Below are 24,174 nucleotides of genomic sequence, written 5' to 3' on the forward strand. Positions count from 1 at the left end.
ATTCTAAACACTGATATATTTTTTGAGCACTTCAAGAAGATCTGCCTTTCTTACAGGTTTGGGAAGGAAATCATTCATTCCGGCTTCAAGGCACTTTTCTTTTTCGCCCAGCACATTTCCCGCTGTAACGCCTATGATAGGTACATGTTCATATCCAGGCAGCATTCTAATATTTTGTGTTGCCTCAATACCGCTCATTATCGGCATCTGAACATCCATCAGGATAATGGAAAACTGCTTTTTCCTGCATTCCTCCACAGCCTGCAGCCCATTGACTGCTTCCGTTAGATGTATACCGGGAGCAAGAGACTTCATCATTCTATTATTCAGGACCATATTCACAACGTTATCATCCACCAAGAGCACTTCTAATTCCGGGGCAATTAAATGCAAAACATTTTCAGAATGATCCTTACTTATTTCTACTGTATAACTTTGATCTACCTTTTTTAAGGTTTTGTATAGTTCATGTGATTTGATAGGCTTCAACAGTAAATGTGCATTTTGTATTTTCCTAACCGAAGCAAATATGCCCAGTTCTTCAGAAGAGGAAGAAAGTATTATAAATGGAGAAGTCTCATTTCGTTGCTTGAACAACCCTGTCATTTTATCTATCGTTTCCAATCCGGACATAAGAGGCATATGATAATCCATCAGGATCACATCGAACCGCTCACCTTTCAACAGGATCTCTAATGCTTCCATCCCATTAGAAGCCAAGGTGGATTTTATATTTTTATAGCTAAGCATGTGCTCAAGAATGATCCTGTTGGTTCTATTATCATCAACCACCAGGGCTGTTTTAATAGTTATCTCCTCCTCTTCTCTCATTTGAGAGATTTCGTAAGGAATCTCAATGTCAAAGAAAAATACAGAACCTTTCTCCTTTGTACTGCTCAGTGACAAATGGCTTCCCATATATCCCAGGATATTGTTCGAAATAGTAAGCCCTAGACCCGTGCCACCATATTGTTTACTGATGGAACTGTTTTCCTGAGTAAAGGCATCAAAAATGTACTTCTGTTTTTCAACAGGGATGCCGATCCCCGTATCTCTAACCGAGAAACGCAAAGCAATAGTATGATCATCCATGCGTAATTTCTCTACTTTTAGCTCGATCTCTCCTTTTTCTGTGAATTTCACAGCATTCCCAAGAAGATTGATCAAGATTTGTTTTAACCTTGCTTCATCCATAAAAAGTATTTTTGGAAGACCCGGTTCAATATTGAGAAGAAGTTCGATGTTTTTTTTCTGGGATTGATAAATAATAACATTGATAACCTGGCTCAACATATCATAAACATCACATTTTTCAATCAAAAGCTCCATTTTTCCGGATTCTATTTTAGAAAAATCCAATATATCATTGATAATGCTAAGCAGGTTTTCTCCTGACTCATTGATGTAATTCAGATATTGCATCTGTGTTTCATTCAGTGGTGTCGTGAGGAGAAGGTCCGAAAAACCAATAACTCCGTTTAAAGGAGTCCTGATTTCATGACTCATATTGGCAAGAAATTCGGATTTTGCTTTGCTGGCTATGTCTGCTGTTTCCTTGGCATTTTTTAGTTCTTCATTTATCTTTGCAGCATTTGTAATATTCTGTATGGAAATAATTACCCCTCCTACTTCATCCTTTGTAAGATACCAAGGTCCGACTTTAAGGTCGTAATGCTGAATTTCTTCTTTTCCTTCTACCTTTAACGTATAGTCACTGTTGATATAAGTTTTTCCCAACAGCGCATTGTCATAAATCTCTTTTCTTTCTTTGGGAATATCAGGTGATATAGTGAAAAGATTATGACCAATAAGATCTACATTATTCATACTAAATTCCTCTTTCCACCTGTTACTTACAGCAACATAGTTAAGGTCCTTATCAAACATGGCCAAAGGAACAGGAACATCAGTGGCAAAAGACTGCATGATAGCCTCCTTCCGTGTAACCTCCAGAAACATCTTTTTGAAGGCATCAATGTCCTGAATGATTCCGAAAACCCTTTTACAGCTATCACCTTCAAATTCGGGAATCCCTTTTACTCTTACCCAGATCGTAACTCCATCACTACGCAAAAGCTGAAACTCCTCATCAAAAGTAATTCCTTGTTGTATTGCCCTGTTAAAAAGGTATTTTATTCTCTCCTTGCTTTTTCCTTTGTAAAATTCAAAAGCAGTTTCAAAAGTAGGCTGGAGATCATCTTTCAGTTTGTGAATTTCTCTTGTACTTTGAGACCAGAAGAGCTTTCCGGTCTTCATATTGGCTTCCCAACCTCCCACTTGGGCTACTAAGCTTGTTTCCTCAAGCATCTCCTTAGTGTTAAACAGATCTTTTTCCAACTTCCCGCGTCGGATAAGGTCAGATTTTAGTTGTATATAAACAAAAATTGTTACCCCAATAGCGGCCATAGCAGAAAAGACGATGAATAAAACAGTCAACTCGGAAGACTTGTTCAGTTCTTCATTTTTTATGGCAAGTTGAACTTCCTCCTTTTTTACAAATTTCTGAGCGAGCATGCGGCATCTGTCCATAGCCTCCTTGTTTTGTACAAGTTCTTCCGGGCTCATTAATATCCCTTTTTTACGATTCTCAATAAGCAATACATATTCTTTCATCATCATCTCTGAAGTATGCAGCAATTCATTTAGGATATTAATCTGATCTTTATCTTTAAGATGAAGTCTACCTTTGTTAGAAACAAGCAAAGGATATTCACTCCTGCTTTTATTGAAAGGTTCAAGAAAATCTTCTCTTCCGGTAAGCTGGTATCCCCGATTTCCTGTTTCAGCATTTAAAAGAGTATTTAAGATATCTTTTGCTAAGCTTATAGATTCCTTATTTTTTAATAAGTCTTTCCTATTCTCCATCTGCTTATGTATGCTTATATAAGATGCTACAGAACTAGTAATCAGAAGTATCAAAGAAATCACTACTCCAATTTGAAGATTTCTTATAATTTTTTTTGGCATTAAATAGTATTTTGGTAATAAAATACTAAAATTAGATCATTTTATAATATTAACAAATTAATTTAGAAATTTGTCAGCAGATATTGGAATATGAGTACAATCTAAGTCGTTTAAAGATAGAGTTGCCTAATTTGGATGTTTATTTTAAATCATCCGTTGGGGCTACATGTATCCTGTAAATCAGTATTTTTAATTTTATATTGAAATTTTCCCACAAAAAAACCTCCCGAATCAACGAAAGGTTATACTGTAATTTGTCAGAAATATGAAATTTTCAATGCTCAAATATAATTAACTGCTTACTCCCTCGAATATGATCTGAATCATACCGTTTCAAAAAACCTTTTGACACCTATTTTAATATAATAATTTACAAGCAGACTACCAGGGAATTCTTCCCCTAATTTACTGACATATATTAGTTTAACATCAATTAAATCACTCGTTATTAAAGATCAATTTTCGTACATTTAAGGTATAAGTTTTAAAATATTAAGTTATGAAAGCAGTACGTTTTTTCGGGCACAAAGATGTCCGTGTTGTAAATGATATGGAAAAACCTACTCCTAAAGGAGATGAAGTCTTGTTAAAAATTGGAGGAGCAGGTGTATGCCACTCTGATCTTCATATTATTGACGAGGGAACTGTAGGAGGTTCAGTATTCACATTAGGTCATGAAAATGCAGGTTGGATCGAAGAAATAGGCCCTGATGTGAAAGGCTATAAAAAAGGAGATGCCGTTCTGGTCTATGGTCCTTGGGGATGTGGCCATTGTAAACCCTGTCAGCAATCTAAAGAAAATTATTGTGACCATCAATCTGAAATGGCTTATGGAGGTGGTTTGGGACTAGATGGAGGGATGGCTGAGTATATGCTTGTGCCTTCTTCAAGATTATTGGTTCCTATTTATGATCTGGATCCTGTGATTGCCGCTCCACTTACGGATGCAGCTTTGACTCCTTATTCCGCCATTAAAAGATCATTATCTAAACTAACACCCGATGAGTATGTTGTAGTGATTGGTGTGGGAGGACTTGGACACGTTGCTCTGCAGATCCTTAGAGAAGTGAGTGGCAGTACCATCATTGCCTGTGATGTAACAGATGAAAAGTTGGCCTTCGCCAAAGAACTGGGCGCAACATTCACTGTGAACTCAAAAGATGCAGATGCTGCGGAACAGATTCAGAAAATTACAGGAATCAAAAAAGCTAAAGTGGTTATTGATTTTGTAGGGGCAACATCAACCATTGAACTTGGAACTAAAATTGTGAGTCTGGATGGAGATCTTACCATTGTCGGATTAGGAGGCGGTCATTATCAGTACAGCATGTCTGGGCTTCCATTTGGAGTGAGCATGACGAATCCTTATTGGGGATCAAGAGTTGAGCTTATGGAAGTGGTAGGATTGGCAAGACAGAAAAAAATTCATATTGAAATTGAAAAATATAAACTGGATGAGGCCAATGAGGTTTATGACCGAATGAGAAACGGAAAGATCAAAGGCAGAGCTGTTCTGATACCATAATAAAATGAAAATAGAATATACAGCCGGAAGTAGTTTTGCTTTCGGCTTTTTTATTACCTATCCGCCATAAAATCAGCCATTTAAACTTGACAAAAATATAATCTCTCCAAAATCTGCATGAAACCCACTTAAAATGCATCTTTTTCCTTTCAAATAGCCATAATTTGATTAAATTTACGTCAATAACGTCTGCTGTTCAGACCTCATAAAAACGCTCAGAAAAAATCAGTATGAATAAGAAAAGTGCCACCATCTATGATATTTCCAATAAGCTCAACGTCAGTGTGGCAACTGTTTCAAGAGCATTGAATGACCACCCGAGAATAAGCGAGGCTACCAAAGAGCTGGTCCGTAAAACGGCCAAGGAAATGAACTACAAGCAAAATAACCTTGCCAAAGCTTTAAAAAGCGGTGAAACCAAAAACGTAGGGATCATTGTTCCGTATATCAATACCAATTTCTTTTCATCGGTGATCAGAGGAATTGAGGAAGAACTTTCTCCTCTAGGCTATCATGTTATTATCTGCCAGAGCCACGAAGATGTCAATATTGAAAAAAGACAGCTTAATACGTTGCTGAATGCGCAGGTAGATGGTATTTTTATGTCCGTTTCTAAAACGACAACAGATATCAGTCACATCCAAAGCATTATAGATACTTCCAATACGCCGGTTATCTTTTTTGACCGTAAAAAAGATATTTCAGGGATCAGCACGGTAACTATTGATGATTATCGCGGCGGCTATATGGCTACAGAACATCTTATCAAGGAAGGTTATAAGAATATATCTCATTTTGCAGGAGATCTTAACCTTGAAATTTATCAGAACCGTCTTAACGGATATAAACAGGCTTTAGCAGATCATCATCTTCCTGTAAAAGAGGATAATATTATTTTTACAGGCAGTTCTATTGAAGAAGGTACAGAAGCCATCAAAAAACTTTGGAGTAAAAAGTCTGTTCCCGATGCTATATTTTCGTCCAGTGATTTTGCCGCGTTAGGCGCCTGCCAGGAGTTGAAGAAACGAAATATCAAAATCCCTCAGGAAGTGGCTATCATCGGATTTTCCAATGAGCCTTTTACCCAATTTATGGAACTTCCGATCAGTTCTGTTGACCAGACGCCTGTATTGATGGGAAAAATGGCGGGACAGGTATTTTTAGAAAGTGTCAAAGAAAATGGTTCCGGAGTTTCTATTGAGAAAAAGGTAGTGCTTACGCCACAGCTTTATATCAGGAAGTCGTCTAAGAGAAAATAGTATTTCTCTCGAGATTAATATGTTACACAAGCCATCAACAGCCTGTTTGTCATTCTGACGAAGGAAGAATCTAAAATATATTCTATTTATAAGTTTTGGCTAAAGCCAATGATCATATTTCTTTTATTAAACGGGCTTCCTTCTACTACGCTCAGGATAGTGACTCATTCCTATTGAATTAATTTGTTGCAACTTTTTGTTGATAATTTTGCTAGTGAGAAATGTTCACTTCTCTAAATATTCCTCGTTCTGATAGTTCATTATTAAAAATCTTGTTTTTAGGAGTCAGGAAAATATCTCTAATCTCTTCTATTGATTCTGTTTTTGAGTGGAGCTTTACTTCATTAACAATTATTTTTTTTACTTCATTATTCTTTTTAAATACAATATAAATCTCACCTTTTTTTACCTTTAATTGATCAAGATGCTTGCCGTTCATACTCTCTACATCGTTTAAATTGTAGAAAAACAGACTATCCTTTGTTTCTCTGAATCTTTCAAAAACATACCTTTCTAGCCCTCTTGTATGTTCAGAATAACCTTTGTATTGATATATTCTGTTGGTTAGTTTAATATCATTAACCTTTGTCTGTTCAGTTTTCATTGGTTTAAAAATGGGAACACTATTATAATAAGGATCTCCACAAGTCCCATAGCAGTCATGTGCTATTCCTTCAATACCATTCCGATCAGGAATTTCTGATAGTTGATAGAATGGAAGAATATGTTGGTAATCCACTTCAAATGCTTCTACAGAATCTAAAATCATAAATCCACGTGCATTTGAATCTCTTCCTCCCCAAGCACTAAACTTATAAATCACTTTAGAAGTTCCTTCAATTTTTTGCATATACAATTCATCAATTTGCCATTCTGCTTTTCCAAAACTACATCCATAAAATATTAGAAAAATAGAGAATATGATGAATAATTTGAGTTTCATTTTTTAAGCAGTTTTAAGCGTTGTATAGAATGATCAAATATACAATGCTTTTCAGTTAAGATAAAAGAAAATGCCTCCTACCATGTAGAAAGCATTTTCAATCCTAATTAATATTTATAATTAAAAAAACATATTTACAAACTAACCCCTCTTCTCCAGGGAATAAAGTCGTTTTGATTTAAAATGGCAGCCTTTGTTTTTACTTCTCCACTGGCTACTTTGATGATATATTCCAGCAGCTCTTCTGCTTTTTCGTCAATTGTTTTTTCACCTGTAATCACATCTCCGGTGTTGAAGTCAATAATATCAGGCATTCTCTCAGAAAGTGAAGTATTGGATGATATTTTCACTACAGGAACAACAGGATTTCCAGTGGGAGTTCCAAGACCTGTTGTAAATAATACAATATTAGAGCCTGAGCCAACCAAAGCTGTTGTACATTCTACGTCGTTTCCAGGAGTGCACAATAAATTCAATCCCGGTTTCTTAATATATTCCGTGAAATCAAGAACATCATTGATAGGCGATGAACCTCCTTTTTTAGCCGCTCCTGCAGATTTCATGGCATCAGTGATCAATCCGTCTTTAATATTCCCCGGTGACGGATTCATATCAAAACCAGATCCTGCAGCAACGACTGATTCTTCAAAGTCTTTCATCAACTGTAAAAATCTTTCCGCATCTTTTTCGTTCACACAACGGTTCACCAGCTCCTGCTCTACTCCGCACAATTCCGGGAATTCTGAAAGAATGGTTGCACCACCAATTCCGGCCATTAAATCTGACAGCTGTCCTAAAACCGGATTGGCAGAAATTCCTGAAAAACCATCCGAACCACCACATTCCAACCCTAAGACCAGTTTTGAAATGGATGCCGGTTTTCTTTGAATCTCATTCGCTTTCTTAATCGCTTCATAAGAATCTTTGATGATCCCGCTCAGCATTTCATCTACTGTTCCGGATTTTTGCTGTTCGTAAACGATAATCGGTTTTTTATTTTCAGGACTGATTTTTTCCAAAGCATCTTTGAAAATCTGAACCTGAAGATTCTGACATCCCAGACTCAAAACGGTTGCTCCAGCTACATTCGGGTTATTGACATATCCAGCCAATAAACGTCCCAAAGCTTCTGCATCCTGACGAATTCCGCCACAGCCGCCCTGATGGGTGATGAATTTAACTTCAATATTTTTAAATATACGTTCATCCTGATCTTCTTCAGCAATGATTTCCGTATCTGAATTATTAACCAGAGATCTCAGCAAAAGCTGATGTTTTGTCACTTTTTCGAATAAGAGTTCTTTTTCAAAAACATCTTTTAAAATCTCCACATTTCTGTTTTCACAAAAAACCAAAGGAAAAAACAGCCACACATTTTCTGTTCCTACCTGCCCGTCTTCTCTGTGATATCCCATGAATGTTTTGTCTTTCCACTCCTCTACATCCGGCGCTGTCCAGACAGTTGTTTCTGTTTTACCTTGTACTTTTGCACTTTGATGTTTTACATTTTCAGTCGTGATAACTTCACCTTTGTGAATGGGCTGGCTGGCTTTTCCCACCAAAACACCGTACATGATAATGGCATCACCTTCTGAAAGATCTTCCGTGACAAACTTATGCTTGGCCTTCGTGTCTTTTATAATTTCATAGGTCAAATGATCCAAAGTAACCGTTTCGCCCTGATGAAGATCAACCAGAGCTACGGCAACATTATCTTTGGGATTTACCTTCAATACTTTCTTCTGCATGATTTTTAAGAATAGAATTGAACAAAATGGTGATACGCTGCTTCTACATCGTGATGATCAATTTCCGACAAAGCTTTTGCTACAGCGTCTTTCAAGCCTTCAACTTCTGTCAGATCTGTATCCCAGAAAGAAATTTCACTTAATGCAAGTTCTGCTACTTTTTCATACTCATTGTTTAACCAGATTTCTTTGAAACGATCAATAATCGTCTGTTCATCATTCAATGGAAGTGCTTTGTCTTCAAAATTTCCCTGATAGAATCTGATGAGAGCCGCTAAAGAGAAAGTTAAATTAAGCGGTAATTTTTGGTTAGTTTCCACATATTTCAATAAACTCGGCAGGACTCTCACTTTAAATTTAGATACGAAATATAAAGCGATACTTGCCAGATGATGTTTAATAAAAGGATTTCTAAATCTGTCGAAAACTTCTTCTGCAAAATCTTTCAACTCATTCTCATCCAATCCTAAAGTTGGATTAACTTCATTGAAAATGCTATCTTTTAAAAACTTCCCGATGAACGGATTATCAATGGATTCTTTTACCGTTTCTTTTCCTGATAAAATGGCTGGAGCCAGCATCAAAGTATGCCCACCATTCAGAATTCTTACTTTTCTGAGGCGATAAGGCTGAATATCATCTACCACCAGAATCTGCTCATTAATTTGATCAAAAGGAATTCTTTCTTTTAAATTTTTAACATCCTGAATATATGAGGGGTAAAGGAAAATGTAAAAGTATATAGTAAGATAAAAAAGCTTAAAAAAGCCCTAAAATAAAGGTGTTTCAGGGATCCAAGGCTGTTTTATTGGATGTACTTGAATGTAAAAAAAATAAGATTTACTACCATTAGCTACAGTATTGCTACCATTTTAAAAGCCCTTTTTAAACAATTTAAAACTATACAGGTAATAAGATACTACTAATACGCCTGAATCTACCAATTAAAGCCCTTAAACGCTGTTTTTGGGCTCTACTTTTATATAAATTTTTTATATTTTTCTTTGAAGTTTTTCACCGTTTTTTATATCCAGAAACCCAACCGTAAAAACATTTTTTTTGTTTGGATTACCAAATGGATTACCAAATGGATTACCAATTTACAGTAAAATAACACACGGAAAAGGTATATAATTATCAATAAAACCAATGAAACGACATAAAAACACGCTCAAACGCTCCTTAATTACATTCAATCAATTAAATATAAATGTCATAAATTATTGATTTTCATTTATTTAAATGTTGTATTGTTTAAATCATGAAATAAAAACCCATGTTTAAGTGTATTTTATGCCTGTACAAGTATTACAAAACACTTACATTACGCCTGCCTCATTATACCTTCTCAAGCTGTGTAATAAAAATAAAAAAAAACGGAACACTTAAGGTTACGGAAATACTTAATAAAACAATTTATGTACACTTAAATGTATACTAATTTTTAAAATTATTATACCAATCTTCCATGTATTTATTATAGAACTTCTGGAAGTTATCAAAAAATAGATATTCGAAAAAATCTTTATCGTGATACATCTTAATTAGATACTCTTTTCTTTCCTTATTATCTAAAACTCTTATATCTATGGAGTTCAAAGAGCTGTAGGCGGCTCCTAACCCCTTACTTTTTACGATATCATTAAAATATTGATTTTTTTTATCACTGAGCTTTTCAGTGAATTCGGTCAGATTATCTTCAATTTCTTTATCACTTAACTTATTAGTCATAAGTTTAATATCTATCAAACGCTGATAATACTTATTAATTTGTGCATGTGTACGGCTCATTTCATCTATCATGCTTTGCGAATTATTAATTATAAGGTCATAATTTACAAATTCATTTACTACATTATCGGATTTTAAACTTCCTTGCATTAATTCTATATTGTTTTCTTGAGAATCATCATTATAGAAAAAGTGTTTATTTAGATCAAATTCTTTGATTATTCTATTAATAAATGAATTTGTTACCGTTTTGTTACCAAGTTCCAACTGTGCTATATAACTTCTGCTAACCCCTGTCTTTTGGGCAAATTCAGCTTGTGATAACTTTTTTGATTTTCTAAATTCCTTTATTTTTTCCTTGTAAGTGTACATTTTTTGTCTTTTTTTATTTGTTTATATAAATATTAAGTGTACATTTGCTGAACATTAATACAACAAAAAGTAACAACATTATGCAAATTAACGAGAAAATTGCGGAATTGAAAAACAAATTACCCCTAGGTAGTAAAGATGAATTAGTAAAAAGGACAGAATTAGCTCCTGCTACTATAAAAAGAATTTTAGATGGAAAGAAAGCAAGGCTGAAAAATATTAAGCTAATCATTGAAGAGGGCGAAAAGATATTGAAAGAAGTTGCGGGTGATAATATTAATAATGAAAAAAAAGAAGCATGAAAACAATTTTTAAAAATATCACAGAAACATACTTCGATTTGTACAGTGACAAAATAGAAGAAAGATCAAAATGTTTATTGTTTTGGGGCTTATTTTCTTTTACTACAAAAAGAATATTCACAAATAAAACAGTATAGCAATGCCGAAATTTTGGAACAATACAAATAATGTTGCCGTATCGGTGGAGGAACTTGTTCCGGAATTTTGGAGCAGTCAAAATGTACTATCAAAGAATATTAGCAGAAACAGAAATTCGCAGTATGGTGTAAAAGCTTTACAACGAGGATGTAGAAACAGAAAACTGATAATTGATTTTGATTCTTTGCCTTTACATATTCAGGAATTTTTAGGAGATCCCCGTAAAATAGACCACATATTACAGAACTATTATAGAACGGATTCTGTAGCTGTAGATTTTTATAGCATGTTCAGGCGTTTTGATGGCAATTCATTACTTGCAACAGAACAACAAAGATATATTACTAATGCCAGTGTTTTAATTGCATTAATTCAATTGCGTGAATTCTACGTTTCGGAAAGGCTACAACAGGGAAAATCACTAAAAGGGATTACAAATATATTATGTGAGGATAGCAATAGTTTTAATGGTTATTTGCAAAGAAAAAAACTTCCAGTACATAATCTGCCAACACATCCGATACGTTTTAAAGAAGCTTTAAACGGATTTGAAACGGAATTTAATTACAACGGAAAAATATTCGATTACAATTATCTATCCATTATCAAAGATGTAGACGGGAAAAGAAAAATAAATTCCTTAAAAGTTGACGAAAGTGTTTTGAATATCTTAAGCGGTCTTTTTGCCAACCAATCGCATAAACCAACCGCTACAGAAATTTACAGGTATTATGATGCTTTTCTAAATGGTGATGTAGAAGTGTACAACGAAACCACAGGCGAAATATATCAGCCAAAGGATTTTCCGAGACTTTCGGAAAGTACTGTAAAAATATATATGGCAAAATGGGAAATAAAAGCAGCTACGTACAAACAGAGATCAGGAGACAGACAAAAATATATGGCACTTTTCAAACCACACCATCAATTAGACAGACCGAAATTTGCAGGTTCCATCATTTCTGTAGATGATAGAAACCCACCTTTTAAAGATCTTACAGGAAAAAGAGCATGGTTTTACAACGGAATCGATTTGGCAAGTGAGTGTTTTACGGTTTTTGTCTATGGAAAATCCAAAGAGGGAATCATTTTAGAGTTTTATCGTCAATTGGTAAGAAACTACACCGAATGGGGACTGAATCTGCCTTATGAACTGGAAGCCGAAAGTGCATTAAACAGCAGTTATGTAAGCAGTTTTTTACAGGACGGATATTTGTTTAAAAATGTAAGAATTGAAGCAAATAACGCTAGAGGAAAACGAATTGAAAGGTATTTTGGAGATCTACGATATGGAGCCGAAAAAAAACGTCCGGGATGGTTGGCAAGACCTACAGCAAAGGCTGAATCTAATCAGGCAGGCGCAAACGATGTTCCGGCGATTCCATACGATGAAATTATAGAAAACGGGATTGATGATCTTTTTGCATGGAACAACTCGCCACACTCGCAAGATCCTACGAAAACCCGTTGGGAATATTTCTTAGAAATGCAGAACCCCGAACTGAAAGAAACTAATTGGCAGATAATACTTCCATATTTAGGCTACAAAACAGAAACGTCCTGTAATGTTGGATATATTGCCTTACAAGGTAAAAAAAGGGCATTGGCGATTGATGGCGAAATATGTTTAGGTGAAAAGCTTATCAATCTAATGAAAGCAATTGAGGGTAAAAATATTGATGTTTTTTGGCTCGATGATAATCAGGGGAATGTTTTGAAAGCGTTGGCGTTTTATCAGGGGCGTTTTATCTGCGAGGTTCAGGAACTTCCAAAATACAACAGAGCAACTATTGAACGTACAGCAGAATGTGAAAAAGCAAGGGAACTGCAAAGTTCTTATGTTGCCAGTGTAGAAGCTTTCATACGAAAACAGGAACGATCACTGCAAAAAATAAATATTATACACCAACCAAAACCACATCCGCAAAACGGCTTTTATATTCCAGGAATGAACCGCAAAACATTTGTTCCGTCTAATACTGAAACTGTAGAAATTATAGACATTACAGATAATGAAGTTTATCCTATTATACCGCAAACGTCTACAAGCTGGAAAAACTCATTTTTTAAATAAAATTCTATGAAAAATAAAAATGTTAAAGAAAGGATATTGGTTTTTATAAAATATAAAGGTTTGAATAAAAGCCAATTCTATAAAAATACGGGTTTGTCTAACGGTTTTTTAGATAAAGTAAATGATATAGGAATATCAAAGGGAGCTAAAATATTACAAGCATATCCAAATATCAATCCAGAATGGCTATTTACCGGAAATGGCGAAATGCTTATTAATAAACAAGAAAGTAAGCAGGAATACGAAATATTAACAGATCAATACTGCATAGATTTTCTAAAGAAAACAGGCAAATACAAAATTCTAAAAATCGACTACACTGAAATATAATTTTCATTAACCCCCATTAAAAACCGCAATTATGATAACAGCAGAATACAGAGACAATGTAAGAACAGCACTTTTAGATCGTCGCCCAAACTTTGGCGGAACAAATGCACAGTTTGCAAAGATTTACGGGATTTCAGGTGCTATCTACAGCCGATTATCCAATGGAGAAACTGAAAAAATTCTTTCAGATAGTCAATGGATACAAATAGGGCGTGAATTAGAAATTAATACAAGGCATTCAAACTGGAAAGTAGTGAGAACGAAAGTTTACACTGAGATTGAAGACAGTATTAATTTTTGTAAGCGTTTAAGCAAATCTATGATATTGGTTGATGATTGCGGTATAGGTAAAACATTCAGCGCAAAGCACATTGTAAAAACGATTAAAAATGCCTTTTATGTGGATTGTTCACAAGCGAAAAGCAAACAACAGTTTGTAAAGCTTTTAGCCAAAACAATCGGTTTGGATGGAGCCGGAAAATATGTTGATCTCAAAGCTAATGTAAAATACTACCTGAATCAATTAGAATCACCTATTGTTATTTTGGATGAAGCCGGAGATTTGGAATATACTGCCTTTTTGGAATTAAAGGAGTTCTGTAACGCTACTACAGGTTTTTGCGGATGGTTTATGATGGGCGATGATAGTTTACAGGCTAAGATTGAAAAAGGAATCAATTCCAAAAAAGTAGGATTTGCCGGTATTTTTAGCCGTTTTTCTGATGAATATATAAAATTGACCCCTATAGGAATTGCAGATAAAAGAGCCTTTCGACACGAATTATTACTACAGGTTGCCCAGGCGAACCACTCCGGAAGTACTCCTGTAGAAACATTGGTGAAAATGTGTTTAGACAAAGGAACTACATTAAGATATTTAGACACCTTAATAAAGATCAGTGCTTAATGATAATCGAAAAATTAATTAATCAGGGATTTTGTTTTAGTGTGATGAAAAGTTACAGCTATTTCACGAAAGCAAAATTTTATAAGAATCCCGAATATGAAATACTTGCACTAACAGAAGACTTTGAGAGCCTACAGGATGATAATTTCCAATTAAATGATGATTGGGATTCTACACCAAAAGAATGGTTAAATCCATCCGGTATGATTAGCAGAATTATGAGAATGCAGGATATAAAAGAATTTAAAAAACTGAAAGATGAATACTTCACAGAGGTTTACAATAGTGAATTCGGTATTGTCTACGAATTAAAATCACAGTCTTTTAAAAGACTATTCGAAAATATAAATAATAATTAAAAAATTTTTAATACTTCCCAAATATGAAAAGTACAAACCCACGAACCAATGAACTAAAACAAAGTATCTAAAATTAACCGCTAAAGAATTTACTAGTTATATGAGAAATACAAAAAATAATAGTAATTCCGGATTTATGATGAATCCGGATACTACAGAAAAAAAAGAACAGGATTTAATGTTCTTATTAACACCGGAAGCGGTTGAGGAAATTAGAGAAATGCAGGAATTAGACAGTAACGGTTACCATGCCTACAGCAAAGCTATTGATAAAATTTTCTTCAATTATATAGGTATCTGTATGGCTGAACCAAACAGAATAGGAATAGACAATACAGATGTTTTCTGCATTAGTCAGGTAAAAAGAATCCTGGAACTATTGGAGCAAGGAAGACAGTTAAACAACAACTTAACAACATAAATCAATAATTAACATTTTAAAATTCATTACAATGAACAAAGCAACCGAAAAATTACAAAACGCTCAGGACATATTCCAGAGCTTAACAACAGAACAGCAACATCAAATTAAAACACAGGAACCAGAAACTTATCATGCATTATTTGGAGGTGATACTATTCCGAATACGTATTATTTGGATCTTTTTATTGAGAAGTATTCAGAAACACCGTTAGAGGATAAGGAAAAAATAGATCTATCAGTAGAAACAGAAGGAAATGACTTTAAAAACGCAAAATTTAATAATGTCCCTTCTGATATTGTAAAAGCAAGGGATATTTTTCATAATCTTTCTATACCAACACAAAAGATGATTAAAGATGAAAAACCAGAAATTTATCAGATGCTTTTTGATGTTAATGTATTTGTTGATAAATCATCATTATCTGCTTTTATTGATGTTTATAAACCTGTCTTCCTTAAAATAAAAACATTTTCAGATTTTGATAATATGCCATTAGATGATCAATTGGATTTTAAAAATAATCTTCCTGGAGAATATTATGAAATAATGGGAATTAATGATTAATAAACAGAACATAGTAAATAATATTAAGTACAAATAATACGCGAACCTGTAAAACTTGGTTCTTTAAAAAAGAAAAAATTTCATAAAATGGATAAAATACTAGCATATAAAAACACTGCAACAATTAACCAATGGATTGGACAGATTAAAGAAACTGCAAATCATTTCGGTCAGAAATTTATAGACCAATACAAAACAATTCCTGGATTACCTGAATTGGAAACAGCGGATATTGAAAATTTATTTATGAATCCCCGATCATTTTTTGTTTTAAAACTCACAAAAGGTGAAGTTTTAAAAGTTGGTGATTTAACATTGAGTTCTGAAAAAGTATTTGATTTACTTGATAGACCTGTAGGACTTGACGATTTAGTATCATCATTAGAAGCCTTAAAACATGACAGAGATTTTCGGGGAACTTACGCAGCAAATCTTAAATATCTTGATTTAATTGATAGTCAATTGGTTGTTAAGCAAAGCAGGGTTGATGAAATTACAGAAATGTTTTCATATTACATTGAGTCAGAAAACCAGCATAATGCTTTAGCATTGATAAATGATATGTTACCAAAAATAAATCAGCTTATGGCATTATGTAATACCTCAAACCTTCAAAGTATAGAAGGTATTTCCATACCGTTAGAAAGAATTTTTAAAGGTTCAGGCGGTGGAACTGCAAGAACTTACGAAAAAGATTTAAAAAGCATTGTTGACGCTTTTTAAATTTTATATGTGTTTTTTTTCATTGTAGTAACTCCGTTATGCGGAGTTACTTTTATTAGAAACCATAATGAATTATCACCTACCAAAAAAAATAGAATGGATAAATTACAACAATTAAAACGCAATTTAAAACAAATAGTAGATTCAGATCCTAATTATCCAATATTCGGGATTATAAAGTCAATAGAAAATGATACCTGTACAGTTGAATTATCAGAAGAATTTGAAATTTCTGATGTACGGTTGAAGAGTACTGCAAACGGTGAAGATAATTTGCTTATAGTTCCAAAGATGGGAAGTAAAGTAATAATGCTGAGCAGTGACGGAACTATAGATAATTTAACGGTTATTAAAATCGATGTAGCATCAAAGATAATTTTTAATGAAAATGGCTTAAAAGTCGAAATTGACAGCATAGAGGGAAAGGTTATTATTAAAAATAATACTTCCAGTCTTTTTGATCTGTTTAAAGATTTGACAACTATTTTAAAACAGTTTAAAGTATATACAAATACCGGCCCTTCTGGTCTTCCTTTACCGGATTCTATAGCTGCAATTGAAAAACTTGAAACTGACTTTAAAAGCCTTTTAAAATAAGTTTAAATCATAAAAATCGATCATGGATAGAATAAAAAAAAATGTAAAAAGGCATTATAGTACAATCGACAAAGAAAAATCCCGAAAATACTATTTATTAGGGCTAAGCCTTAATGAAGTTTCAAAATTAATGGACATACCCGAAAGAACACTGCAAAAATGGCAACAAAAGGAAGGCTGGGTAAAATATAAGGAAACTTACATTCTTAAGGCTAAAGCTATTGATTTAAAGCAATCGGGATTTTCCAATAAACAAATAGCCGGAATCTTAAAAATAAGCTGTACAACAGTGTGGAGATATTGCAAATAATTATTAAAAAAATAAATCAACAATCATGTTATTCCAAATGAACCATTTTGTAGAGATCACAGACTCTAAAGGACAATATATTGCTAATCCTCCGATAACGGAAATAAGCATTGAAAAAAGCATTAAAAATCTAGCAGATACATCAATCATTAAATGTGTTATATTTAATTTCAATAAGCATATTGAATTTTCAGACAGTTTTGATGATGAAGGAAGTTCTGAAAATAGTATCTATAAACTATATAAACGAGGTCAGAAAATTAAAATACACCTTGGATATAATAATAATCTATTATTGGAATTTGTCGGGTATATAAAAGAGGTTAAAACAGATGAAGGTCAAATGATACTAGAATGTGAAGACGAATTATTTCAATTTAGAAAAAAAGTGAAAAATAAAACGTTCAGCCCTGGAACTGTAAAAAACATTTTACAATATATTGTAAATGAGATTAATCCGAAAATTACCATTGTTTGCGATTATGATATGAGTTATGAAAAATTCACGATATATAAAGCTGATGGCATAGATGTACTAAAACAATTACAGGAAGATACCGGGGCTGACATATATTTTAAATCTTTTGATTCAGGTAAAATAGGTGAAAGAACAAATTTTACTGATTTATACGGGGGGGCATTGGTTGATACTATAAATTCTGCAACCGGATTACCGTCTTTGTATGCAGACCTGTACCAGAAAAAAACAGATTCCACTAAAACAGAACTTCATTTTAGAATGCCTTACATAAAAAAGAACACTGATAATTCTGATTGTGATTATTCAATGCAACATAATATAGAAGCCTCCCAATTGAGCTACAGGAACACAACAGATCTTAAAGTAAAAGTAAGAATCGTTACACACTCAAAAAATGGTGAAAGGCTTGAGGTAGAGTACGGACAGCCGGGGGGAGAAGAATTTGAATATAAAATAAATAGGATCAGTAAAAAAGAAATGGAAAAAAGGGCAAAATTAGAATTTGACAGAAAAATGGCACCCGGATATGATGGTTCTTTCGATGCATGGTTAATTCCTTATGTAGAGCCAAATTATAGTATTGGTATTTATGATTCTGATTTTCCGGAAAAAGATGGCATCTACAATGTTGATGGCGTTACTACAATTTTTAGTGAAGAGGGTGGGAAAAGAACAGTTACACCAGGTATAAAATTAAGTGATAATAAAAAATGATCTACCATGAAACAACAATAAAGGGAATCAGCATTAGTCGATCAGGTTCTGTTAAAAATACAGTCACAGATAAGGTTCTTAAAGTTACCAAAAGAGGATATTTTATCCATTATGGAAAAACGGTAAACCTGCCCAAATTAATGCTTGAAACATTCAGGGGATTTAATATTAAAACCGGGCAACTATATTTTATTGACGGAAATCGTCAAAATTTTAACATTGATAATTTAGAGTATAAAACAAAACTTGGAAAAATACAACCACCTGAAGAACCTAAAATTATTTCAATTATAAAATTTTATTTTGGAAAAAGCGAAATGATTAACGTAAAAGACGTTTTCAAATATAGGATGCAGTTAAAAATAATTTTAGAGCAAAGGAATTTTTTTGACAAAAATAAAAATATTTTAAATATTAATGTATTTAGAGATTATTTTTCGATTGATACCCCTGGGTATAAAAATTTATCAAAACGCAATAGTATAACAATAAATGACGCCAGAAGAACCGTTTATTTTTTTCTGGGTAAACTAATTGAAGATTGTGAAAATGATAAGATAGTAAAGCAGTGATTTAATCACTGCTTTTTTTGATAGTACTCAGAATAAATCCGAATAAATATCTTTATAAATATCTCTCAACTTATTTTGCAGCTCTTTTATTTTATAGTGTCCTGCAAATGTAACCAGTTCTAGTACTCTTAATTTTTCTTCTTCATATGCTTCTAAAGGTGATATTAATAGTGGTGCAAAGTCTGGATACTTTTTCTGTAGATCATATTGGGTAATTATTGAAAGATCTAATCCGTTAAAATAGACATCTTTTTTCATATTAATAAATATACTAAATTTAATAATACATAAATTTTTATAATTGCAATGGCAGGTACTTTTCAAAAAAACACTCTTATACGTTATAAAAACATTAGAGATATTTACCTAAAATATAAGACCGAAGACATCCCCGATAGTGTTATATTAAGGAAATACATATATCCTTCATATCCAATAAGCAGAACGACATTAAACACTATTTTAGGTACTCAAATTGATAAAGAATTACAAAAAATAACTCTACATGAAGGGTGAAGATTGTATATTGAATTGAATGAAATAGATCATATCAGAAGTGAATTTGATCTATGTAACCAATTGCAACCAAGTATATTTTTAAATTAATCGGGTAATAATGAAATAGAATTTTACGAATTATTCATTAAGGTGAAAATGAATAAATATTTTTCAACAGATTTATAGTATGAATAAAACAGCTATTAAATCAATGGATTTTATTTTTAATAAAGGCAGGAACCGTTTTGGGTTCCTGCCTTTGTAATTTTACATAATACTGATATGGGATTTTTTCAGATATTCCCGGCTAAACATGCTCTTATTTGATTTTCAATGTCAGTAAGATCGTTTTCGTTGATTTCAATAGACAATTCCGTAAGATCATTTTTGATGATTACATGCATAATGATAAATAATTTTAGATTGCCAATATATTAAAAACTATCTTTTTTTAGATCCGTATTTCTACGGAAATAAAAAATGTTCCAGCTTTTTAAAGTTTTGAATTCCTGTAACTGAACATTTTTTTGGTGATGTTTTAGTTTTCACCAAAAAAGTTGGTTATCACGTTGGAATGTATGATGGTGAAGATAAAATCTGCCATCATGTTGTAGGTTTTGTTTTTTCTGTTTTATCATCGAAATAACCTTCATTATATAATAGACAAGCAAGTTGAAACATACTTTTAGCATTGTAGATTTCTCTAATTGCTTTTAGCCGTTTTTCAATTATGCTTATTGAGTTAGGTGAAATGTTTAAATATTTTAGCTTATCAGATACTTCCTGTTGTGAATATCCTTCTTTAAGCCATGTTAATATTTTTCTTTCGTAATTCTCATACTTTAAAATTATTTTCCAAAGTAATTCTATAGAATAAAAAGTCCTACGGGTTTTCCTTAATTATATTTAAAACAATTTTTTATATTTATCTGGGATTGATCCTAATTCATAAAAATAAAATGGCTTTTATACGATGTAAATGTTTGAAATATGATTATATTCTGTTTTTGATTCTATAAATATTTCAACAGCCTATTTTATCTTAAAAACTCAAATATCTCATTTTATCATCTTTTAATTATATGGTTTAAAATTGGTAATTTGTAAAGAATAAAGTATGTTGTTTAAATAGAGTTTAAAAGCGTTTTAAATACACTTAAAATATGTTTTTAAAAATAAGCAAAACAGGAATGAAAACACATAATCTGTATCTTTGCCAGATAAAATTTAATAACTACATGAAAAAATATTTTAAGGATTACACGGAACATTTATCCGCTATTATTTTATTATTTTACATACTTGGTTTTAGTTATCAATTTTGGTATTACCAATACTTTGAAATAGAAATACAATACTATGTGACACTTACAGATATAATATTTGAATCTATTGGAAGTGTTCTTATGTCTGCTTTGATTTTTTGTGGTATCGAGCTGGGATTAGCAACGATTTCGGATTTTTTGTTTGCATTTTTCACCAATTGGAAAACGAAAGGAAAATATGATACATTGCCTGCAAAAGTGCGGGAACGGGCGGATAGATATATGGAATATTTAGCAAGTTCAAATAGAAAATATTACTCATTTACATTGATAATAATATCCGTTTTTGCAGGGCTTTTCATCTTTAATTCAAAGCTTTATTTTTTAGGTATAATAGTTCCTAATTTAACGTATCGTATGTATAGGATCATTCCTAAAATAGACAAGGAAACAAATAGTATTCTAAAAATATCTGCTATGGTTATGATATTTTTTATCTTGGTTTTTTCATACAGTTATTTTGGCTTTCATGATGCTTCACAGATTCATTATGACTACAGCTCTAAAATTATAAAAACTGAAAAAATATATACAGGTGATAATAATTATAAATATATTGGTGAAACGTCTTTATATATTTTTGTACTTAATGGAAAAACGAATACTGCAACAATTATCAATAAGAATAGTATTAACGAAATGAACGTAGAACCCAATAGATACAGAATTGAAGATATGAAAAAAACTGATAAACAGATCACTGATTTTATTGATCGAATAAGAATTAAAACTGAAAATAAATGACCTGTTTAAAGGGGATTTAAAAGCTAATAAAAAAGGCTTTCCATGGAAAGCCTTTTTTTAAGTATATGTTTTTTTTCTTTACAATTCGTTATAGCTATTTTTACGTTTAGTTCTACCGATTATAAATAACAAACAGTAAAAACACTTCAGAAACAACCATCATCCGGTCTTCATAATCCAACTGCTCTTCATATGTTTCTGCATCATCTTTTGGATAACCGGGAACAATCCTGTCTACCAATGTATTATGAAAACAGTTAGATTGTTCAATCCATTGCACAAAACCCTCTTCTAAATTCCAGAGTTGGGCATATTGAAGGATGATATTTTTTAAAGCCAAAGCATTGTCTTCAATCAGTTCACAAGGAATGATTCTCAAACCTTTTTCCTTTGCACCACTGAAATATTTAAACCTTTCATACAATAAAACCGTCAGTTTTGCGGGAAAGTTTTTATGTGGTCCGACATGATATTCTTCGGTTTCATCATAAGCAATCCCGGTTTCTGTGGTATTGGAAAAGATAAATTCAAGCTCTTCTTCTTTTGCTAAAGTGAGGAATTCGTCATATTGTGTATAAGGATTGATGGACTTCTGAATGGAAGAAATCACCTGTTTTTCATCAATAATTTCACCTCTCTTTATTCCTCTTGTAAAAAGAGTGTACAGATTATCCTGCTCTTCAAGCTTGTGAACAGAACCTCCCGGTGTAGGTTGAACATTTACAATTCCTGCATTGAAATCTGCCTTTTTATTTAACTGATCTATAATATAATCTGTAAATCCTCTCATGAAATTCCCGCCTCCAAACTGTACTATCTTAATGGGAAGTTTTTCCGGGGAATTATAGAATTCACGATTGAGTTTTTGTTTTATCTGATTTTCCATTTTTTCTAATCTTACTATATTTTTGAGTTGTAACGCAGTGTCTGCAAAGACCTGTAAAATTGCGCTTACTTTCGTTCTCAAAGGCGTTTACACAGCAAAGAAGCTTTTTGCCTTTTGTTCATCTTTATTGTATCACTTTATATTTCGGAACCAGTGTTTTCATCACACTCCATGCAATAAGATAAGCAACTGCGCACACTGAGAAAATGATCATATATCCTTTATCAATTCCATCAGAAATTATAGCTCCGGATTTTTCCAGATCGTGAAGAAAATTCTCCGGTAAACGTTCATTGATGTATTGTGGATATTTCTCCAGCAAAGGGGTACCGTCAATAGTAGTCCATGCTTTATGTGCATAATCGAAGAGCACTCCTGATGATTTATTGATTAAAAAGGAGCCGATTCCTCCTGCCATTCCACCAATTCCAGTGATGGTTGCAATAGCTTTTTTGGGAAACATATCGCCTACCGTTGAGAAGATATTCGCTGACCAAGCCTGATGAGCTGCTCCTGCCACTCCAATAATCAATACAGGAATCCAATATGAAACAGAACCCAATGGCTGCGCCAATAATGCCAGCAAAGGGAAAAAAGCAAAGATCAGCATCGCTTTCATCCTTCCGGAATACGCATCCATTCCTTTTTTCTCTACAAAATACTTAGGAAGCCATCCTCCAATAATGGAAAATAACGTAATCATATAGAGAACAAATAATGGTAAAGCACTTTGTGTAGAATCCATTTTATAAACAGAACTCAGATAAGCGGGTGTCCAGAACAGGAAAAACCACCAGATTCCGTCTGTCATAAACTTTCCAAAAGCAAAAGCCCAGGTCTGCCTGTAACTGAAACATTCTTTGAAGGAAAATTTCTTTTCTGATGCTGTTGAACCTTCTCCAATCCAATCATCCTGATCCTGCTGAATATAAGTAAGCTCATGTTCATTGACTTTATGATGCTCATGAGGTTTTTTGTAATAGAATACCCAAAGCCCCATCCACACAAAACCTAAAGCTCCGATAATGATAAACGCCCACTCCCAGCCCATCGATTTTGCAATAAAAGGAATCGTAACCGGTGCTGCCAAAGCTCCAACCGTTGCTCCGGCATTAAAAATACTGGTTGCCAGCGCTCTGTCTTTCTTTGGAAAATATTCTGCAGTAGTTTTTATCGCAGCAGGAAAGTTTCCAGCTTCCCCAACGGCCAGCACGAAACGGGCGAAAATAAACAAGGTAACACTGGTGCTGATAATAGCGCCCACATTATCTACTCTTCCGATAATGTCTTTAGATTCCTGAAAACCTACCAGCCAGTTTCCCGTAAGAACTCCTGAAGTGGCAATTCCGCAAAAAGCATGAATAACAGCTCCTACAGACCAGATTCCGATAGCCCAGAGAAAGCCTTTTTTAGTATCCATCCAGTCTACAAACTTTCCGGCAAAAAGCATACTTACGGCATAGAAAATAGAAAATAATGCAGTGATGTTCCCGTAATCATTATTGTTCCAGTGAAACTCCGGAGCGATAAAATCTTTCCAGGTGAGTGACAGCACCTGTCGATCCATATAATTGATGGTCGTTGCAATAAAAAGAAGCACGCAGATCGTCCATCTGAACTGAGTCGGTTTCGGGGATATTTCTTTATTCATATCAATCGTTAATAGTATTGATTTTTATT

At 33.3% G+C, this 24,174-nt stretch carries 23 protein-coding genes; 15 read left to right on the plus strand and 8 right to left on the minus strand.

Annotation, left to right across the window (positions count from 1 at the left end):
• Positions 1 to 3: 3 nt before the first annotated feature.
• Positions 4 to 2,967 carry a response regulator gene (locus ACMA47_RS01160; protein ID WP_413928313.1) on the minus strand — a complete coding sequence of 988 codons (2,964 nt, stop codon included), beginning with the start codon at positions 2,965 to 2,967 and terminating at the stop codon, positions 4 to 6.
• A 499-nt stretch (positions 2,968 to 3,466) separates the two neighbouring features.
• On the opposite strand from ACMA47_RS01160, the gene ACMA47_RS01165 reads away from it, so the two are divergent.
• Positions 3,467 to 4,492 carry an NAD(P)-dependent alcohol dehydrogenase gene (locus tag ACMA47_RS01165; RefSeq protein ID WP_413928314.1) on the plus strand — a complete coding sequence of 342 codons (1,026 nt, stop codon included), beginning with the start codon at positions 3,467 to 3,469 and terminating at the stop codon, positions 4,490 to 4,492.
• Positions 4,493 to 4,722: 230 nt separating this feature from the next.
• The gene (locus ACMA47_RS01170; RefSeq protein ID WP_413928315.1) at positions 4,723 to 5,751 is read left to right on the plus strand and encodes a LacI family DNA-binding transcriptional regulator; all 1,029 of its coding nucleotides are present in this window, start codon (positions 4,723 to 4,725) and stop codon (positions 5,749 to 5,751) included.
• A gap of 211 nt (positions 5,752 to 5,962) precedes the next feature.
• On the opposite strand, the gene ACMA47_RS01175 is transcribed toward ACMA47_RS01170, so the two are convergent.
• The 4 genes from ACMA47_RS01175 to ACMA47_RS01190 all read right to left on the minus strand — a co-directional run bounded on the left by ACMA47_RS01175 (position 5,963) and on the right by ACMA47_RS01190 (position 10,545).
• Complete coding sequence (locus ACMA47_RS01175) at positions 5,963 to 6,694, minus strand: hypothetical protein (protein WP_413928316.1); 732 nt, start codon at positions 6,692 to 6,694, stop codon at positions 5,963 to 5,965.
• Between the two features lie 134 nt (positions 6,695 to 6,828).
• Entirely contained in the window at positions 6,829 to 8,442 is a 1,614-nt protein-coding gene (locus ACMA47_RS01180) for a UxaA family hydrolase (protein WP_413928317.1), read from the minus strand.
• Between the two features lie 5 nt (positions 8,443 to 8,447).
• Positions 8,448 to 9,089, minus strand: a complete 642-nt coding sequence (locus ACMA47_RS01185) for a hypothetical protein (protein ID WP_413928318.1) — start codon at positions 9,087 to 9,089, stop codon at positions 8,448 to 8,450.
• Positions 9,090 to 9,879: 790 nt separating this feature from the next.
• Positions 9,880 to 10,545, minus strand: coding sequence for a helix-turn-helix domain-containing protein (locus ACMA47_RS01190; protein WP_413928319.1), 666 nt, complete (start codon positions 10,543 to 10,545; stop codon positions 9,880 to 9,882).
• Between the two features lie 80 nt (positions 10,546 to 10,625).
• On the opposite strand from ACMA47_RS01190, the gene ACMA47_RS01195 reads away from it, so the two are divergent.
• The 12 genes from ACMA47_RS01195 to ACMA47_RS01250 all read left to right on the plus strand — a co-directional run bounded on the left by ACMA47_RS01195 (position 10,626) and on the right by ACMA47_RS01250 (position 19,041).
• The gene (locus ACMA47_RS01195) at positions 10,626 to 10,847 is read left to right on the plus strand and encodes a hypothetical protein (protein WP_413928320.1); all 222 of its coding nucleotides are present in this window, start codon (positions 10,626 to 10,628) and stop codon (positions 10,845 to 10,847) included.
• A 139-nt stretch (positions 10,848 to 10,986) separates the two neighbouring features.
• A complete protein-coding gene (locus tag ACMA47_RS01200; RefSeq protein ID WP_413928321.1) occupies positions 10,987 to 13,059 on the plus strand; it encodes a hypothetical protein in 2,073 nt (690 codons plus the stop codon).
• 6 nt (positions 13,060 to 13,065) lie between these two features.
• Complete coding sequence (locus tag ACMA47_RS01205; protein ID WP_413928322.1) at positions 13,066 to 13,389, plus strand: peptidase S24; 324 nt, start codon at positions 13,066 to 13,068, stop codon at positions 13,387 to 13,389.
• Between the two features lie 31 nt (positions 13,390 to 13,420).
• The gene (locus ACMA47_RS01210; RefSeq protein ID WP_413928323.1) at positions 13,421 to 14,296 is read left to right on the plus strand and encodes an AAA family ATPase; all 876 of its coding nucleotides are present in this window, start codon (positions 13,421 to 13,423) and stop codon (positions 14,294 to 14,296) included.
• Complete coding sequence (locus ACMA47_RS01215; RefSeq protein ID WP_413928324.1) at positions 14,296 to 14,655, plus strand: hypothetical protein; 360 nt, start codon at positions 14,296 to 14,298, stop codon at positions 14,653 to 14,655. Before ACMA47_RS01210 ends, ACMA47_RS01215 begins: the two co-directional genes overlap by 1 nt.
• 100 nt (positions 14,656 to 14,755) lie before the next feature.
• Complete coding sequence (locus tag ACMA47_RS01220) at positions 14,756 to 15,076, plus strand: hypothetical protein (RefSeq protein WP_413928325.1); 321 nt, start codon at positions 14,756 to 14,758, stop codon at positions 15,074 to 15,076.
• Between the two features lie 31 nt (positions 15,077 to 15,107).
• Entirely contained in the window at positions 15,108 to 15,644 is a 537-nt protein-coding gene (locus ACMA47_RS01225) for a hypothetical protein (protein WP_413928326.1), read from the plus strand.
• A gap of 87 nt (positions 15,645 to 15,731) precedes the next feature.
• A complete protein-coding gene (locus tag ACMA47_RS01230) occupies positions 15,732 to 16,367 on the plus strand; it encodes a hypothetical protein (protein ID WP_413928327.1) in 636 nt (211 codons plus the stop codon).
• A gap of 96 nt (positions 16,368 to 16,463) precedes the next feature.
• Complete coding sequence (locus ACMA47_RS01235; RefSeq protein ID WP_413928328.1) at positions 16,464 to 16,964, plus strand: hypothetical protein; 501 nt, start codon at positions 16,464 to 16,466, stop codon at positions 16,962 to 16,964.
• 22 nt (positions 16,965 to 16,986) lie between these two features.
• The gene (locus ACMA47_RS01240) at positions 16,987 to 17,274 is read left to right on the plus strand and encodes a hypothetical protein (protein ID WP_413928329.1); all 288 of its coding nucleotides are present in this window, start codon (positions 16,987 to 16,989) and stop codon (positions 17,272 to 17,274) included.
• Between the two features lie 37 nt (positions 17,275 to 17,311).
• Positions 17,312 to 18,469 carry a hypothetical protein gene (locus tag ACMA47_RS01245; protein ID WP_413928330.1) on the plus strand — a complete coding sequence of 386 codons (1,158 nt, stop codon included), beginning with the start codon at positions 17,312 to 17,314 and terminating at the stop codon, positions 18,467 to 18,469.
• Positions 18,466 to 19,041, plus strand: coding sequence for a hypothetical protein (locus tag ACMA47_RS01250; RefSeq protein WP_413928331.1), 576 nt, complete (start codon positions 18,466 to 18,468; stop codon positions 19,039 to 19,041). Before ACMA47_RS01245 ends, ACMA47_RS01250 begins: the two co-directional genes overlap by 4 nt.
• Positions 19,042 to 19,068: 27 nt before the next feature.
• On the opposite strand, the gene ACMA47_RS01255 is transcribed toward ACMA47_RS01250, so the two are convergent.
• Positions 19,069 to 19,299, minus strand: a complete 231-nt coding sequence (locus ACMA47_RS01255) for a hypothetical protein (RefSeq protein ID WP_413928332.1) — start codon at positions 19,297 to 19,299, stop codon at positions 19,069 to 19,071.
• Between the two features lie 1,478 nt (positions 19,300 to 20,777).
• Between ACMA47_RS01255 and ACMA47_RS01260 the strand changes: the two genes are divergently transcribed.
• Entirely contained in the window at positions 20,778 to 21,608 is an 831-nt protein-coding gene (locus tag ACMA47_RS01260) for a hypothetical protein (RefSeq protein WP_413928333.1), read from the plus strand.
• 112 nt (positions 21,609 to 21,720) lie between these two features.
• On the opposite strand, the gene ACMA47_RS01265 is transcribed toward ACMA47_RS01260, so the two are convergent.
• Together ACMA47_RS01265 and ACMA47_RS01270 are read right to left on the minus strand one after the other, a co-directional pair.
• On the minus strand, positions 21,721 to 22,494 hold the full coding sequence (locus ACMA47_RS01265) for a tagaturonate reductase (RefSeq protein ID WP_413928334.1): 774 nt from the start codon (positions 22,492 to 22,494) through the stop codon (positions 21,721 to 21,723).
• Positions 22,495 to 22,618: 124 nt separating this feature from the next.
• Entirely contained in the window at positions 22,619 to 24,145 is a 1,527-nt protein-coding gene (locus ACMA47_RS01270) for an MFS transporter (RefSeq protein WP_413928335.1), read from the minus strand.
• Positions 24,146 to 24,174: the final 29 nt, after the last annotated feature.

The organism is Chryseobacterium sp. T20, assembly GCF_047345655.1.
Lineage (GTDB): Bacteria > Bacteroidota > Bacteroidia > Flavobacteriales > Weeksellaceae > Chryseobacterium.